The sequence below is a fragment of the Ekhidna sp. genome (genome assembly GCF_039960695.1).
GTDB lineage: Bacteria > Bacteroidota > Bacteroidia > Cytophagales > Cyclobacteriaceae > Ekhidna.
Window position 1 is genome coordinate 1 of sequence record NZ_JBDVKP010000017.1, and the last position, 19,000, is coordinate 19,000.

Below are 19,000 nucleotides of genomic sequence, written 5' to 3' on the forward strand. Positions count from 1 at the left end.
TTCAGCAGCATCTTCAAACCAGCTGATGGTATAATCGGCTGGTGCAGCAGAGCCATTGGTTATGGTCAGTGTAGCTTGTCCGGTAGGAGTGAATGTAGCATCGTCACATACGATATCCTGAGCAGTCTGAGCGACATTGAAAGTAGGTGTTACCGTCTGATCTTCAACTTCAACTGAAAAAACAGGTGTTTCACAGGTTTTCGCAGCATGTGTAGCTTCAACGAAATATGTGCCAGCTGAAAGGCCAGAAACACTGTTAGCTCCTAAGTCGCCATTATTCGCACCATCTACAAATGCGTCACCTAAAAGAACATTTCCGCCGTTACCGGGATCTATGTAAGTGGTGTACCAAGTGAATTGATAATCAGCGGTATTATCTGTGATGTCAGCATCATTAATAATAATTGATCCATCCAGTGGATTACAATCTTGATTGGGAGCAATAGTTGCGTTAGTTATTTCATGTTGTTCTGGATTATGCCCAACAGTGAGAGTGGTTGAAACTTCACAATTATTAGGTGCCGGGCCAGCAGCACCGAGTCTTTGAACTGTAACGGTATAATCACCCGGGTTTAAATTAGTTGGGTTAGAGGTTGCAGTTTCAGTTAAGATATCTTCTGTTAAAACAGTAAATACGTCTGCATCTCTTACCCAAGTAAATCTGTATCCATTTGGTTGTTGATTAATTGGTGGGTTGCTGTTTTCTGAAGGGTCTTCAATCACTGTTAAAGATAGAGCTCCGTTTCCTGCAGTTATATCACAATTTGTATTGTTTGTAACAGCATTACTTTGCAATATTGGCTCATAAGCCAAATCAAGAATTTCTTCATCAATAGATGCTGCTGTCCAACAGTTAGATGTTGATCCAGGATTAAAAGCAGGGTTATTTATCTCTTGAGCTATTGCAACATAGTCACCTGCAGGTAGTTCTGGGAATTCAGCCTCGTCACCAGCATTTAGAACGGGGCCAGGACTACTTGCTAACGGATCTCCGTTTCCATCCAAAATTGCTCCGGTTGCAGGGTTATATGAATAAGGGAAAACTCTTCCTTCGAAAGTATATGCAGCAAACCTATCTGCAGGAACTCCTGATCCTGAGTAGAGGTAAACAACATATTGCGAAATATCATCAAACTCATTTAGTCCTGTCGCAAAACCAACATTATTAATAGCATCAATAGTTGCCGTTTCACCAGTTGAAGTTTCTGTAATGACGTCCGAAACAGCTAGAGCTGGCGATCCCGAGCCAAGAGTGACTTGAACTTCTCCTGCAAATTGATCAGCACCAATTACCCCGAACGCTCCGCTTGGCGCAGCAGTAAATGCTTCTTCAACCGTAAATTGGCCAGACTGTGCACTTACGGTAAGAATAATGTTATCTGATAAACCAACTCTTGCAGTGCCATTATCAGGGCATTCTGTAACGTTATCAATAGTTAATGTAGTGGTTACTTGCTGACCAGAGAAACCAAGGTCAATTGTCTCAAAGTATCTACAACCAGTAGCTTGATCGACCATTACAACAGTATACAATCCTGAAACAATTTGGTCTAGAGTGGTGGTGCCACCAACATTTGTATCACCATTGTTGGTTGCAATCACGGAGTTGCCTGGAGATGGATTTGCAATAAGAAAATCACCTGTGAGCAGAACCGCGGCTGATCCTGTTGTTTCTAGCGTCGCGTAATCTTGAGCTCCCTCATACCATTCAAAAGTAAAGTTCAATCCACCGCCAGCACCATTTGGAGCTCCAGCACCAAGCGCTGTAATTTCTGCAGTGATTCTTCCATTATCACCATCACAGCTACTTGGAATAATATCTTTAGTAAATGAGATAGTTGGTTTATATGGTGAAACTTCATCAGTTATAGTTATAGTCTCAATTGCGCTGACACAATTAGTTTGAGTCTCAGAAATCACAACCGTATAACTTCCAGCGGATAACCCTGTTACTGTGTTTGTATTAACATTTGTAGGATTGGATAAGTTACCAGGATCAACGCCTTCAAGCAATTCATTTCCTACAGTAGCACTTGTACCAAAATACCATTGATAAGTAAAAGTTGAACTAACTCCAGTTGGTGGTCCAGCAGGGTTGAAGGTCAAGGTTGGCGTTACAGAAACTTGACCATTGGAAGGGTAACAATCAGTATGATCAACACTTGACGATGCTCCTACTGTTAAACTTGGTTCAAACTCTCCAATTACAACTTGCGCTGTTGTTGTGCATAATGTGGCATTGTCAGTAACCAGCACTGTATACGTGCCGTGCAATTGATTATCTATTTGATCATCTGTATCAAACGGAGTACCCGATGGGCTAGTGCCAACATACCATTCAAATGAATAGTTTGTATTAGCACCCTCAGCCACAGTTAATGTTGCGCTTCCAATTGGATTTCCAACATCGCAGCTAAAATTATCTTGAAGTAACTGTGTTGTCGGAGTAATGCTAGGTAGATTAACTCCTATAGTTACATTGGCAGTAGCAGAAGTACAACCAGTGATGAGGTCGGTAACGATAAGGACATAATCCCCATCTTCAACGCCTGTGTTAGCAGAGATGTCATCATCAAGGACTTCATCATCATCGATTAGTGTGGCTGGATCAGCTGCTGTAGCCCAGAAGAAGCTGTAATCAGAGAGCGCTGCACCAGCTCCTGTGATGTCTGCTAAAGCGACGGTGGCCGTACCGGTGAAGTTGCCGGCGACACATGAAGTATTATCAGTTGTATTTGCATTGATGGTAGCTACATCGAGGGTAGGGTCAACGGTCGCATCTACAATAGCAAAAGGGTGATCGATGGAACAACCGGAGTTTTCATCTGTGATGGTCATCACGTAGTTACCAATCGGCAGTCCAGCGACTGTAGTGGTAGTTACCGCAGCATTGGTAAAGTTCACATCGGTGAATCCACCCGTGGCACCTGTATTGTCGATAGGAGTACCTCCGGACGTTTCCAGAGCGAAAGCGAAAGTTCCGGCACCTGTTCCACCCGTCGGAGTGAGTGTTACCGCACCATTGGCATCGGGATTACCCGGGTCGTTTGCAGTCGGATCACAGACAGAGTTTCCAGTGAGGCCTGATTGACCAGCACCAAGAGTAGGCAAAACATCAACAATATTAAATATTACTGTATCTGAAGTACACCCGCTTGGTGTCTGTACAGTAACAGAATAGCTTCCTTGATTTAAGTTGTTTAAAGTCTGGTTGGTTGATGTAGCATTTAATGTTTTGGAAGCTCCAGCACCATTATACCAAGTAAAAGTATAACCGGTGAAATTGGAAACAACTCCATTGTCGTCAACTTGAACTGTTATTGAGCCATCGTAATCCGCTGGCGTACAAAACGAATTATCCTGATCGGTATCAAGAGTTACAGTTGGGATAGTTTCATTTTCACTAAGAATGTGAGATTCTGAACCTGAACAACCTAAATTGTTATGGGTGGCAACTACAGAATAGTTATTTAAATCAGCACTTAGGCCTGATATGATATTATTGTTTGTGCCTGAAAGTGTAGCATCCGAATTGTTACCTAAGTTATCATTTTCAGCAATCGGCCCAACACCATTGTATGACCATACGAAAGTGTAGTTCGTAACACATTCTGAACATGCTGGTAGGTCCGGATCTGAAGTTACATATGCCCTTAGAGAGCCATTTCCAACACCGCATGAAGTGTCTGCATTTTCCTCAACAATTACAACATCGGGAGTAATTGGATTATCATAAACATCAATAGTTAATTCTGCAGTTGGACATCCTGTAACAGCGTCAACGGCAACAACAGTATAAGGTCTTCCTGCAGGATCTCCATCAATTCCATTGAGGAAATTTTCACCCAGCACATTGTTTACAAGAACTGGATCACTGGAATCATCGCCATCATACCAAGTGAAAAGATAATCAGAAATTGATCCTCCTTGAATGCCGACGGTGACGAAACCATTTGGAGTGCTACATGCTGTGTTGTCAATGACATTAGGTGTACTAAATAGAGGAGTAACAGTCGTGGTGTTTACAACTTCATCAACATAGCTTGTACATCCAGTATCATCATTAGTAACTCGAATTCTATAAGTACCTCCAGATAAACTATTGAATGTGTGGCCAACTGATCCGTCAGGAATATTAATTGTACCTATTTGAGTTGCAAAACTTGCTCCATCAAATATTTCATAGGTGTATGAGGTTGGTTCGGCAGAACCAACTTGACTAGTTACAAAGATTGATCCGTCACCATTTACGCAATAAGTGTTATCAAATGGGGTAGTGGATATGATCGGGTTATCTGGTGCTGCGGCAATAGAAAGATTTAATGGATCTGTTTCACAATCAGAATCTAAATCTGTAACTACCATTGTATAAAAGCCATCGGAAAGTCCACTAAAAACTCCGGTCATGTTTACAGATGGGGTCCCAGTAGTTGTATATCCTGTATAGAGAGAATAAGAATAATTTGCTCCAATAGGATCTACTTTATCCGTCATGTCGATTTCACCATTCGGATTACCAGGATCACAGCTGGTATTATTGATTACATCAGCAAGAGGACAATCATAGTCGGCAGCAAGAAAACTAACAGTTGATCCTGCTTGTAAGTGTATCTCTCCATCAATTCCGTTTCCACTTTGATCAATAATTGGATCTCCATCACCGGTTAGGGTTTCAGTGTTGAAATCATAGTATACTTCTGGACTGTTAGCTGCGCTGGTAGGATCACAGACGGCCGCCAGGATTTCATTTTCAGGGATGGCTCTGTGATAAACCCTGAATTCATCTACATTTCCCTCGAACTTATTTGCTCCGAGGTTACCATCTCTTGCAAAGTACATATCAACACCTCCATTATCTAATCCGGCACCATGAGGTCCAGGATGAGAGACTTCACTAATCTTCACACCATCAATATATAACTGCAATAGATTAGTTGCTTCATCCCACGTGAAAGCTACATTGACCCAACCTACAGGAGAGAAATTAGAAAATGCAGATGCCACACCGGCATCCGTTGTAATGGTGGCTGAAATACCTTCTGTTTCATCTGCCCAGAGTCCCATGACTGTTTCGGCATTATTACCTGCCGAAAAGAATGCGTGATTGTTAGCATAGTTATCAGCACTAAGCTCAACCCAGAAGGAAACTGTAACAGCGGATTCTGATGAGAGTAATTGTGGTATCCTAATGTAGGACTTGTCAAAAACATGTAATGCATTACCTGAATTGATTGGCGTTAAGAAATTGTAGGTTGGTATTACGATATTGTTAGCGACATTTACTGTTACAGTATCTGTACATAAAGTTCCTGCATCTTCCACAATTAATGTGTAATCACCACCAGTGAGTCCTGTTAATTCATAATCACCTGCACCATATGCGGAACCCGCAAGAGCTGCTGGCATTTCGTTGGCAGGTAGGGTATTGTTCCCCTTGAACCAGGTGAAATTGTATCCTGCTGTAGTACCCGCACCATCTCCATCCGCAATTGCGGCTCCATTCCCTACGGCATCACAACTAGTATTTGTTGCAGTAGCCATAACTGAAGGTGTAGGAGCATTTGAGAGGTCGTTAACGACAACTGTAACTGGATTTGAAGGACAACTTGATGCATTTGAAGTGGCTCTTACTGTATATGAGCCAGGATCTGAAACGGTATAAACAGCGCCAGTAAAGTCTACTGCAGGTTTTACTCCATTCCCATCAAACCATTCAAAAGTATAGTCTGCAGTATTTCCATCAACATCTGCAGATACTTCACCTGTGCCACCACAAGTAGTTATGTCAGTGATAGCTACTGTTGGATCATTAACTGCTTCTGTATTGGTGGAAACCTCAACCAATGCAGTGTTGGTACACCTTGTTTGTAGGTCAATAACATCAACAGCGAACTCTTTTGCCAATAAATTTTGAATGACATTACCGGTGGCGAATACCGTGTTTGTAATGTCATCATTATCTCTCCAATTAAACTGATAACCATCCGCTACCAAAAGAGTGTCCAAAGGAATGTTGTCTGTATCGTTAGCTGGGAAAGTCCCCAGTTGGGTTTGGGTGTACACAAAGGCGCCAACTGAACCATCTGGAGTATCACACTGTGTCAATGGACTTATCTCATACGCCCAAACATATACGACAGGTGTAGTTCGTAATATTTCTACCTGAACAGTATCTGAATAGCATTGAGTGGTTTCATAAAAACCTACGACATTGTAAGTGCCATCTGGCATTTGAGCAAACGTGCTTGAAGAACTTAGCGTATCACTAAAATCTGTGTCACTTGTTGCAAACCAGGCAAAATTGAAGCCATCTGGTTCGGTAAATTCTCCTAAAATATCAGGCCCAGTTCCATTAATGGAGATATTATCTATATAATGATTTTCTGAACTAGATGTGTTATGAATTTCTACCGTAATAATTAACAATGAATCTAAGCCATCACTACTTAAGTTAGCAAGGAACGCTTGGGCATATGTAAAGTCACCAACTTGAAATCCATTGACAAATTGTCCACTTTCGGAGACTGCATTAGAATTATCTCTCAGTTCATATGAAACTCTAACAAAGTCGCGCCATTCTCCAGAACTTTCCTGATTCCCATTTTCGAAAATATCCAGACTAACATTCACGTCTGTATAGTCTGAAATATCAATATCTTCAGAAGTCCATGTTACAATGCCGGCGTCAAAAGAGGTGCCCGTATTTCGAGCATGAAACATTTTTGATCCGTTGTAGCTAGAGACACCATAAAAACTTGGTCCCTCGGTCCCTGGATCAGATGTCCATCCTGTATCATCAGTATCAGATTGGGCACCATTGCTTCGATCTTCAAAATTCTCAACCCAAAAGGTCTCATTTGACCCAGGGGTTGGTCCAAAATAGTATGCTCTGGCTTCTCCGTTATCAGGGACAATAATAGTGTTGCTGAATTCATCCAAATAGCTGTCGGCACATTTTCTATTATCAAAGATTTTTTCAACACTTAAATCAAAAGTTTGAAAGCCAACCAATGTGCTTTGTATGTTGTTTCCTGTTTCGCATTCTGGAATAGTTGCGGTTGGTAAAGGCACCGTCAAAGGTGGAGTACCCCCGTTATCATTTATCACAACAAAGAGTTCAAAATCTCCTCCAACTCCTGTTATGGTTTGAGATATAGTTAGTGTTTCATTTACTTCAAAGTTTTCTAGAAGAGTAACTTCTGTATCTAGGAGAATTCCAGCAGATGTTGTAGGGTCATTGTAGTAATATGAAACTGGTAGGTTTCCAGAAATATCGACATCTCCAATATTGGTTATCTCAAATTCAACTGTAATCTCAGCGTCAGGGCATTGCGCATCGGTTGCTGAAAGTATTCCAACAAAATCAATATCTGGTGATGCAAATTCAACACACCCTTCCTCATTTAGAATTGGCGCTTGGTTTAGAAAAGTGTTTAGAGGTCTATTATCAAATGGTATTGTTGTTCCATCGGAGTATTCACAAGAACCAGCCAAAGAAAAAATCACGGAATGATCTTGCACTTCTAATGGAATTGTTAGATCATCATTGATGTTTACATTATAATATGCATGCTGGTTCCAAACGCCTCGAGCTGGCATCCATGCCTCTCCATCTGACTCATATACTCTTATTTGTGAATATCTTGTATTGCTATATGGGCTAAATGGGGTTGAGTTGTTGGTGTAACATGAAACGCAAATCTCACTACTCCCATCACCATCAACATCGGCAATCACCGGATATTCTTCCTGTGTTCTGGAAACACAAGCTATCTCTCTTCTTTCACTGGTAGTATTATCTCCATTACCAACGCCATCTATAATAAGTAACGATTCTTCACTTCTATAAACAACTTCCACAGCTCCATCTCCATCAAAATCAAATAATGAGCATCCTGTAAAACCTGAAGAACCTTCTTTAATTGGATGTATCCAGTGGATGTTAAAGTTTTCATCCAGGGAATACAATTTTTGATTCATCACAAAATTGGCATTCATTTGTCCATCCCCGTCTACATCTCCAATATTTACTCTACCAGGACCTCTTACAAAATTGTTTGTAGGATCATGATATGTAATCACATTTTGATTGGCTACATCCCAGAAAAATATGGTTGTTTCGCCATTATACTTTTCACTGGATGTACCAAGGGCACCAGACATAATTAAATCAATATTCCCATCCAAATTGTAGTCAGCCGCAGAGACTGTCGACCATTGATCATCCCAACTTGAATAATACTTCGGATAGTAGTTTAATGTTGGATCTATGTCATCATGAATGTCGTCATCCATGTCTTCAATTAAAGTCCGCGTTCCAGTGGATTCGTTTATTGCCCAAATTTCATTTCCGGAAACAAGCTCAAGTCCAGCACAATCTGCACAGGCAGCATCTGGTAAAACATCTATGGCAAGTGATCCATGTGTGTAATCTTGTTCCCAGTTACCGTCTCCAGCAATGATAACTGTTCCAGTAAGGGCATCCATGATTTCATTTCTGTAATAGATTTCGACATCACCATCTTCATCAAAATCTGCAACACCAGGAAGACCAATAGGTTGGTTAACTGATGCTCGCTCTCGCCAAATTTGAGTTAAAGTACCTGTAGAGATATCTACGTTGTACATGGCAAGATCATCTCCCTTATTTTGAGATACTATAATGTCACCAATTTCATCACCATCAATCCTTGCCACAATTGGAGCATTTTCAGGAGTAAATCCTATATCAATGGACGCTATTGTAGCGCCTGTCGCACCATTCAATACAAAAAGATCTAATGAACCATAGTTATTTATTGAAACCACTTCAGGTATTCCATTCCCATCAAGATCTCCTATGGCAGGAGTGACATGACTAGTGGCTGTTTCATCCGCAGAACCCCATTGCTCACGAACGGCAAATGTGGTTACGTCAATATCATCCGCACAAATAACTGTATTTCCAAAGAAGAAATCGTCACATGCACCGTCATCGGAACACTCACCATCATAACAGTCAATGAGACCGTCACCATCATCATCTATTCCATTTGCACAATTTTCTTGAGCAGATACAAAGGTGGTTGTGAAAGTAACAAGTATAAAAAGTAATGACTTCCAATAGCTTTTCATGGTATTAGTTGAAATGGATACTGACATAAATACACTTTATAGGTGTAATGTAACCCTCTAGCAATCTAGATAAACCCTCTGAAAATCAAAAGATATAATGGGTCAGGGTAAAGTTAAGCCTATAATCAAAAGCAGAACTATATCAATAAATAATATAAATATTTAAAGTCTAATTTTAGACAAACGAACACTTTTAAGGGTTGAAATAGCAAGATTTAATGATCAACGGGCTAGAAGTATACTACCCGATTTACTCATTTGGTTATCGTTACATTTTAAGACATAATAATAAACCCCCTCTGGGACAGGTGAGCCATTGAAATTTCCATCCCAAACACAATTATTTGTGAATGGTGCATCTGCCACTTTTATGTTTTTTCCTCTTGCATCAAACACATAAATTTTGCAGCCTTCAGTATTTGGTTGAGAGGAATTAAGGATCTCCCAGCAGTCATTCAATCCATCGCCGTTTGGCGAGAAGGTTCGTTTGGGTCTTAGGTTGTCTAGTGTCAGAGTTAGCTGACTTGATACAGTACAATTGTTATCATCTGTTCCTGTAACTATGATAGTTGTACTTGGTTGATCAGGAAAAGCAGTTACATCTATTGCGGTAGGATTATCAAAAATATCTACAGGCTCCCAATTTACATTTGTTAAGCCATCAGCACTTAGTCTTACAAAGTTGTCATCTTCCAATGTAATTAGGTCACTTGAAGCATCCACATCTGGAGAACTGATGTCTGCATTGGATGGAAAATTTCTGACCTTGACACTGTCAATCACATCACAACCAATGGTGGTTGTAATCGACAAAATAGCATATACTGAATCAACTCCAATTGGAATAGTGAGATCGATATTGCTACTCGTTGATAAATTGTTTGATATTAAAGTATCATTAGGGGAAGCAACTGCATTGCGTAGCGACCATGAATGGGTTGATATCGAGGTACTTACAGGACTTGTTAAGTTGATGTTTATTGTCTCAGCCTGACATTTTTGAGCTCCATCAGATATATTGAAAGCCATTGAAGGTGCAGCTGAAACGGTCACGGTGATCTGATCTGAACTAACACATAAATCTGTAGGGCTTGGCCCAGCATAAACTTCAGATGGATCGTAATTAGTATTTAATATAACATCAAAATCACCTGTTGTGGGAAAGGTAAAATCAAGGTCTTGGGTTGTTGCAGTATGAATAACAGCATTAGTAGCATCTTCTACAATCCATTCATATTGCAACGTAAAACTTCCTTGACCAGTAGATGCGGAAGTAAATGATGTAAGGAAATCAATACAGGTTTCTGTAGGACCATTTGCTACAGATGTAGGTAAGGCAATTGAGTTGATCGTGTAGCTCGCACTTTCCGTAACACAAGTATTTACATCAGTAACTTCAACAGTATAGTTACCCCCTTGGTTGGTAGAAATTGAAGCAACATTTCCAGCGCCAAAGTCAGTACCTTCTAGCTGCCATTCATAGGTGAAATCACCTGTAAAATCTTGAACTTCCAAGGAGACATTAGTGCCGATACAAAAATCATCTAAGTTGTTGTTTAGAATTTCCAATAGTGGAGGTTGACTAACTTCGACATTGATGGAAACTTCACTACTTGAACAACTTCCTGAATTTTGAACACGCAGTGAATAAATCCCAGCATCAGAAGTAGAGACTGGATTTAACTGAATTGTTGAAGAAGTTTGTGTTGATCCATCCGGGAGTGTCCAGAAATAGTTTTCAAAAGTAGGCGTTGTGCTTAATGTTACATTGTCTCCAGCGCATAAGACTCCGGCTTGTGAAATGTCAATTGTTGGGTTACCAGTAACAGATGCTGCGATCGTGTAAACTTCAGTGTCTGATTGCGCTGCACAAGTTGCATCTTGATTGATTGTTACTTGAATCGTTGTTGTTGAATTAGATGTTAAATCAAACGTAGCTGAATTGGTAGTTCCAGTACTAAAGCTATTGCCTCCTGCATTTGTATTGCCCGATACTGTCCAATCATAGGTAGCTCCTGGTGATGCTGTAGCTGTGAGAGTAAATGTTTCAGGGTTTGAGCAGAAAACACCGCCTTCATTAGGGGCAGGTGAAAGCTGAGGTTGAACACAGTTTCTATTCAAAATAATACCAAGATTACCAATCTGACTGCTACCTACATTTTGAGTGTACGCCAAATCAGCTTTGGCATCTGAGTTTAAATCTCCCGTAACGATGTATGAAGTCGTACTCGCCGTTGGCAGTACTTGCTCATTACCAAAGGAAATAGCACCCGATGTTGTATTTTCAAATACATAAATATTACCGGCTCCATTTGCTGTAGCAATATCTAATAAACCATCCCCATTCAAGTCTGCCAGACTTACCCCAGTAGCGCTAGTTCCAGTTATCGAAATATTATTGGATCCTCCAAATATGATTTGTCCATTTGAACTTTGGTTTTCGAAGAAAGTAAGAAGACCTGATAAATTACTAGCTACCACAACATCGTTAAGTCCATCATTGTCTAAATCCCCAACAGTAACATCCGTGTTTTGCCCGCTATTCGTAACCGTCTCTTGATGGATGAAGTTGAATTGTCCCGTTGCACTCGTGTTTTTAAAGAAGTGAATACTGCTATTACTTTCTCTAAATGTAAGTGTTACAACATCTAAATAGGAATCATTATTAAAGTCAGCTACTTCCAGAATCCCTGTAGGCTCACCATTCGCTGTAATTTCAGCGGCAGCTGCAAATGCGATACTCCCGGAACTTGTATTTCTAAAGACATGGAATGTTGCATCAGTATTATTACCAACCACTAAGTCTGCTTTTCCATCACCATCCATATCTGCAGCCTGAATTGATCTTGGGGATCTTTGATCACCAGCTTGCGTGTTTGGAAGTACAAGTTGGGTAATATTAAGTTCGTTTAGCGAAATTGTACCAACGGTACTCACATTCTCATAGACATAAATATCTCTAGGATTTGTACCTAAATTAGAAGTAAATGCCAAGTCCTTATCGCCATCATTATCAAGATCTGCACAGTAGACGGAATTAAAGCCTGTTTGATTTACACTGTTGTTGAGTTTTTGATCTAATTGAAAGTCAGTTGGTCCCGTTAATGCTCCTGTTCCTGAAGTGTTATTTCTAAAAATAGCAACTTCATTGCTATTAGTTTCAATAAGATGAACAATGACAATATCATTCTTCCCGTCAGAGTCTAAGTCACATAAGCAGATTTCAGAAGCTGCCTGCTCGGTGGTGGCAATATCGTCATATTCAGAGTCATAATTAGTGATGTCAGAACCAACAAAGCTGATGAAAAAATGTTGACTTGATTGTGTTATCAGGTTGTTGTTAAGAACATAAATAGAGGATTGTGTAGCTCCGAAAGGGACAGTGGCTTCTATTAAGTTATCTGAGATGACGTTGACAGCAGAAGCTTCAACACTTCCAAAGAAAACTCTCGGTGTTCCTGATAAATTTGATCCAGTTATTGTAACTGTTTCTCCAAACTCTACATTTCCAGGGGAAATGCTGTTAATAAAAGGCTTTTGTGCAATTAAAAATATTGGACAAAAGAATAATATGATTAATAACTTTCTCATCATTCAGTCACTTGAAGAACCCAAGCCTTAGAAAGCTTTGGTATTTTTCTAAATTCATCGCGTTTTGCTCGAGTCTGACTTAAACTACTAGACTCATTGACAACCACATAATAATAACCTCTACCACTATTATAACCAACGATAGTATCATGAAATCCCATTAGGAATAATTCATCACTGTAGTCTTCCGCATGTTGAAAAACTCCAAAGGCACCTGCAATAACATAATTTCCAACAGGCAGTTCAAGTAAATGATCCCCACGTTTTGTTACTACGTGATCATCTGATTTTCCAAGTTCATCATGCGTTCTAAAATCCTGTGTCAGCTCTGGGTCACCTTTAGCAACTTCATCATGATGTTCTTCAGTAAGTTCTGGATTCTGGACAATTGCTTCTGCTTGAACAGCGTTAATTGCTTTATCCCACTTAACGAGATGTTCTACACTACCATCTGGATTAACTTTTTCATATTTAATGCCGACTTCTTTAGATCCATCTGGTAGTGTCCTTTCTAGATGTCCGTCTTCAGCCACAGATAGTCCCGAAGCATCGGCTTTTGGTACCCAGCTGATAACTACATTTTTTCCTCCAGCTGCATTTGGTTTTTCCAGGCGAATTCCGGTTTCCTCTTCACCAAACTGATTGACTCTTGTCAGTTCACCATGCTCTTCCTGATGATCCCAGTCATCTGCTTGCTTAGTAGGTACCTCAGCTTCTGTTTCGGGTTCGTCCAGAACGGTAGGTGAGGCTATTGATAAAGCATCCTCATCTGCTGGATCTGTCGCTCGGCTTTGCTGCAAGGCAGCAAGTTGTTTTTGTCTTTCAAGTTCTGCTTTTCTTGCTCTTTCTTCAGCAGATAATCGGTGACTTTTGATAAATGAGGAAACATGCTCAGCGTGATCTTTCTTAGTTCCAAGATGATATCCGAGATTAACTTCAAGTGTGGGGCCCAGCTCTGAAGAAATACTGGAATTGCCCAATTCATATGCAAAACCTACAGCGAATTTTTCCTTAATCTTTGCTCCAGCCAACCCAATAATCCCGGCATCTTGGCGGTATGATGCACCTATCCAAACGATGTGATAGAGGTGAGCAATCATAACACCTTCATATTGGTGAGGAATCACATTGCTGTATCTATATATAATGTGTGGTTCGAAAGCAAAATCATCATTAATATGTCCTCTATAATTCATTTTAAAGATTGCATTGTCTGTTGGCGAGAATTCAATGTCAGCTACTTCCTTTTGCGTTATAGGATTGTAGCTAAATAAGTTTGGTAAGGATATACCAACATTAAAATGACCAAAGTGGTAAGCAACACCAACATCACCAATGAAGAATGTTGACTGATCTAGGAAGTTTTCAAATGCTACATCGCCGGGGGAATCGAATTCTGTAATGTTTACAGAATTTATGCCAGCTCCTAATGACATTCCAAACCTTAGAAAGTGTGTACGGTCAATGTTTATGAGATATGAAGCAGATCCTTTAATTGCAGATGTTGAGAGTAGACCTTGGGTTACATTGAAAGCTGCTCCACCTACAGAAATTCCACCTTCTAATGGAACATGAAAGCTAACGTGGGATATCTGTGGTGCTCCTTCCACATTTGTCCATTGATCTCTATACATCACAAATACTGCAGCGTGTCCTTCTACACCCGCATATGCGGGATTGTACATATAAGGATTCATAAAAAATTGGTTGTAGACCTGTGGCTGCTGAGCTTTTACGGAGAGAAATGAGAGAATAAGGAAACTGACTAAAGACGTTCTTATTACTCTGTTTATACAAACCATCCTGGAGAGAGTTAATCGTTTCAAATATTGATGATTTCTTTGATCTAAACCCTAAATTAGAGAATTTATTGCATTTTGTAATACCCGTAACAAATATCTGAACTATAACTGATCCTGGTAGAAGATTAAATTATCGAATACTAGAAGAAAATACATTGTTTAAATAGATGTACTGCCTCTGATTATGTATTATTACGTTCCTATTGAGTTGTTTTATCTATGAAGTCATTACTAGCAATTCTTATTGTAGCAATTTTTCCATCAATATCTTATGGACAATATTGGTTTGGACCAAAGGTTGGCGTAAGCTACATTGATCATGTTTATCAAGATAAGACCTATGAAAGAGATTCCTTTAATGTAGATGCAAATGTTAATATCCAGTTTGGAGTAGCTCTCAGCTACTCGGCTACAGATAGATACTCTGTATATGGTGAATTGGTGTATGAACGAATTGGAAAAACCTTGAGGGATAAGGGGTCTGATGGGGAGTCTGTTTATTCCAATATGACTAATCATTTTATATCAGTCCCAGTCATGCTCCGAGTGACTCTTGGTAAAGTTCCATTTCACTACTTTGTTAATGGCGGCCCAAGACTTAGTTATTGGGTAGGCGGAAAAGGTGTGCATGATCTCGATGCTTTTGAGGAATTTCCACCCGTATCCGATGATGATGGGAATCCACTTCCAGTTGAGTACAAGATAAAATTCAACTCTGAGAATGCATCACCAGATGATTTCGCAACTGCTTATGTGAGTAAGCCTAATAGACTTCAATTTGGCCTAACATTAGGAGGGGGTGTTTATTTCGATTTAGCTGCCGGTAGTAGATTGATGCTTGACTTTAGATATACATGGGTTCATAGCAATATGGCATCAAATACTCCCGACGATACAAATCTGATCAGAGGTTCCTCTGGAGATTTGGATTACTACAGGGAAAATTTAGAATACTATCATAACATTGCGACCGTAGGAGTAGCCTACTTATTTGGATATAACAGCGAACTGAAGAGGAAAGGAAAAAGCACCAGTAAGGAAAGTAATAAAAAGAAGAAATAATTTAACTATTTCAAGTTAAATTGTATTATACCACGGTCTTTTATTGATTTATTCCTACAATTACAGGTAAATATCTAACTTAACAATCTAGCCTGTAAAATCAACTCACTGTGGTTAAAGCATTCTTAAAATTCTTAGGTGGAGAGCAAGGAGAAGAAAAGCAAATGTTGCTTTTACTTGGGAAGGGATTTTTCATGGGTATTCTCCTAGCAACCTATCAAATTGGAGCTGAAACCCTATTCTTAAGTGTATTGGGTGATGAGTACTTAGCAGATGCTTTCTTTTCTGCTGGTGCGGCAGGTATAGTTGCCACGGCCCTTTTTGTTTACCTTCAGAGGAGAATCAATTTTTCCACATTAGTCCTATCTACAACCTTTCTAATTCTGATTTTCATTGGAGGGTTAAGGGTTGCTTTTGAGTTTATTGGCTATGATGCCAGCATTTCAGGCCAATTTCAATTATTGCCATTCATACTCTTTGTAATGATTGGACCAGTTACATCAATTACCCTCCTTGGTTTTTGGGGTGTATTTGGTCGGGTTTTTGATTTACGTGCCAGCAAACGAATAATTGGAGGTATAGATACTGGGCAATTGATGGCTACCATGATTGCTTTTTTTAGTATTCCGGTTCTAACCACATACATCATTAATGCAACTTATGATCTTCTTTTCGTATCAGGGATTGCAGCATTCGGCGTTTTCATTTTCACGCTTTTGCTAGTTATCAACTACAATCTTAATAAGGCAACAAAAGTCTTGGAGGGAGAAAAGGTTGAGAAAGTAAATTTTTTCTCCTTAATGAAAGATAAATACTTAAGACTTCTTTCGATTTTCTTGATTTTTTCTATGGGAGCAGCTGTTTTTGTTGATTTCACTTTTTTAAGTGCAACAGAAACAATGTACCCTGATGAGAAAGATTTAGCTAACTTCCTGTCCTTCTTTTCAGGGACAGTTATTGTAGTTTCATTCTTAATACAAAGTTTCATAAATGATATAATAATTGGGAAATTTGGATTGAAAGTGGCTTTGATGACAATGCCGTTAATCTTAATCTTATTTACTCTTGGTGCTATTATAGTTGGACATATTTTTGGTTATGAGACTAAGTCAAATGAATTCATCATGTTCTTCGTACTTACTGCGGTCGGTAAATTATTTACGGCTGCACTAAAAGACGCATTAGAGAATCCTGCTTTTAAGCTATTTTTCCTACCGCTTGATATCAAGATTAGATTTGATATTCAGACACGAATTGAAGGTGTTGTAAATGAAATTGCAGTATTCGTAGCGGGTGCTGCACAAATGGCACTTGGTCTATTAGTCTTCTTTAAGCTGATTCATTATTCATATTTTATCCTAGCACTTGCAGGTGGAATTATTTATCTCTCTGGTAAGCTGTTTGAAGAATATAAAAAGACCTTAAAGAAAACATTAGAAAAGCAAAAAGCAAGCCTGGAAGGTGAAGGTAAACGCAATGAAAACAATACGCTTAATATTCTAAAAGAAGAATCGAGTTCTAAAGATGTTGAAAGAATATTAAATGCTCTTAAACTTTTTGAAAAACTGGAGCCAATAGAATTTGAGTTTGCATTATTGGATTTACTTAATCATCGCTCTCCAATATTAAGAAGCTTTGCTTATCAAAAGCTCGGAGATAGATTGTGCTGGGAAGCAATTGAAATTGTTGAAAAGGACATAAAAACAGAAGGGAATGATGACGTACTAAATGTTGCAAAGGTTTGTTATAAAAAGTTGCAGGATGCTGCTGATTTTAACTTGACCGATGTTGCCATTAAAGAGCTAGTTAGATCAACCGAGGCAACTGATCGAGAAAGAGCTGCGAAATTACTAGCAAAGGTTACCGAAGATCGTCACATTGCTTTCATAGTAGAACTGCTAAGAGATATTAATCCAAGCGTACGTTCTGCTGCAATGATTTCTGCTGGTAAGGTAAGACGACCAGAGCTGTGGCCAATTTTAATTGAAAACCTTCACCTATCTACTTATGGGAATGTAGCAATGTCTGCGTTAAAAGCATCTGGAGAAGCAGCGTTTCATACTGTTGATACAGCTTTTTATAAAACAGGCCAATATCATCCGACGATGATTCGTATCATTCAGGTTTTAGGTCGAATTGGTGGTCGAGGGGCTACGGAGCTACTTTGGAAAAAAATCGATTTCCCAGATAGAAAGATTGTTTCACAATTACTTCTTTCATTAAGCTATATAGGATTCGTAGCTCGGGATTTCCAAGCAGCCAGAATAAAAATTGCTGTTGAAGGTGAAATTGGTGATATAGCCTGGAATATTAAGTCAACCCAAGAAATTCCAGACGAAACTCCGATTGACCATTTAATTAAAGAAGCAATGGTTGAAGAAGACATTAAAAATTACGACAATATTTTTATGCTTCTAGGAATGATTTATGATCCTCAAAGCGTATTATTAGCTAAAGAAAATATTCAAAATGGCACATCAGAAAGCATAACTTTTGCAGTTGAAATGATGGATATTTTTGTTGAAGAGGAACTTAAACCAAAACTTATCCCGGTAGTTGATGAGCTAAAAGTTCCAGAGAGGTTGGCCAAACTACAAAACCATTATCCTCCAGAAGATTTTGACTCTTACGAGGATTTACTACTCCAAATTATTAACAGAGACTATAACCGAATTAACAGGTATACAAAAGCTTTGGCAATGTTTCGATTCAGTCAATTGAGCAGCCACGTAACAGCTGATTTGATTGCCAATTTGTTCAATCCTGATTCACTCCTTCTGCAGACTGCAGCCTTTGTGATGTATAATATCAACAAGGAATCATATCATGAGCATACAAAGAGATTAAGGCCAGTTACAAAGAAGGAATTAGATAAGGCAATTCTCCCACCGGTATTCAGAAGTGAAGATGAAGAGTATCATCAAAAGCTTCTCCTTATAGAGCGTGTAATTGAGCTGAAGAAAAACGAGATGTTTAAAAGAATTCCAGGCGAGCTCATTACATATATGGCGGAAAGTTTGGAAGAAATAAGAGTCAAACTTGGCTCAACGATAATTCGAGAAGGAGACAGTGGAATGGAGCCAATGTACATTGTATTGGAGGGAGCAATTGATATCTATGAGGGAGATCATAAAGTTGCTGAAAGAGAAAAGGGTGGTGTATTTGGTGAAAAGAATATGACCGAGACAGATACATTTACCTTTACGGCTTTAGCCAGGACAGAATGTACTTTGTTGATGATGAGAAAAGAGGAGTTACTCAATTTAATGTCCAAGCATATTGAAATTTTAGACTGTTGGATAGACATTATGAACGGAGTAATTGATCAAGAAGAACAAGAGATTGTAGATGTTTTATTTGGCTAACATTTCGATGAACGCCCTTTGAAGAGTTTAAAAAATTGAGTTAATTCACTAACAAACGCCTAATCG

General features: G+C 39.2%; 5 protein-coding genes. 2 read left to right on the forward strand and 3 right to left on the reverse strand.

What is annotated here, in order from left to right:
- The 3 genes from ABJG98_RS10100 to ABJG98_RS10110 all read right to left on the reverse strand — a co-directional run.
- Positions 1-9,141, reverse strand: a 9,141-nt coding sequence (locus ABJG98_RS10100; protein ID WP_348279391.1) for a LamG-like jellyroll fold domain-containing protein, incomplete at its 3' end; no start/stop codon positions are given.
- A 195-nt stretch (positions 9,142-9,336) separates the two neighbouring features.
- On the reverse strand, positions 9,337-12,705 hold the full coding sequence (locus ABJG98_RS10105; RefSeq protein WP_348279392.1) for an FG-GAP-like repeat-containing protein: 3,369 nt from the start codon (positions 12,703-12,705) through the stop codon (positions 9,337-9,339).
- Complete coding sequence (locus ABJG98_RS10110; protein WP_348279393.1) at positions 12,705-14,507, reverse strand: type IX secretion system membrane protein PorP/SprF; 1,803 nt, start codon at positions 14,505-14,507, stop codon at positions 12,705-12,707. Before ABJG98_RS10110 ends, ABJG98_RS10105 begins: the two co-directional genes overlap by 1 nt.
- A 219-nt stretch (positions 14,508-14,726) precedes the next feature.
- Here ABJG98_RS10110 and ABJG98_RS10115 point away from each other — a divergent pair, with 219 nt between their 5' ends.
- A complete protein-coding gene (locus tag ABJG98_RS10115; protein WP_348279394.1) occupies positions 14,727-15,569 on the forward strand; it encodes a porin family protein in 843 nt (280 codons plus the stop codon).
- Positions 15,570-15,679: 110 nt separating this feature from the next.
- The gene (locus tag ABJG98_RS10120; protein ID WP_348279395.1) at positions 15,680-18,934 is read left to right on the forward strand and encodes a cyclic nucleotide-binding domain-containing protein; all 3,255 of its coding nucleotides are present in this window, start codon (positions 15,680-15,682) and stop codon (positions 18,932-18,934) included.
- Positions 18,935-19,000: the final 66 nt, after the last annotated feature.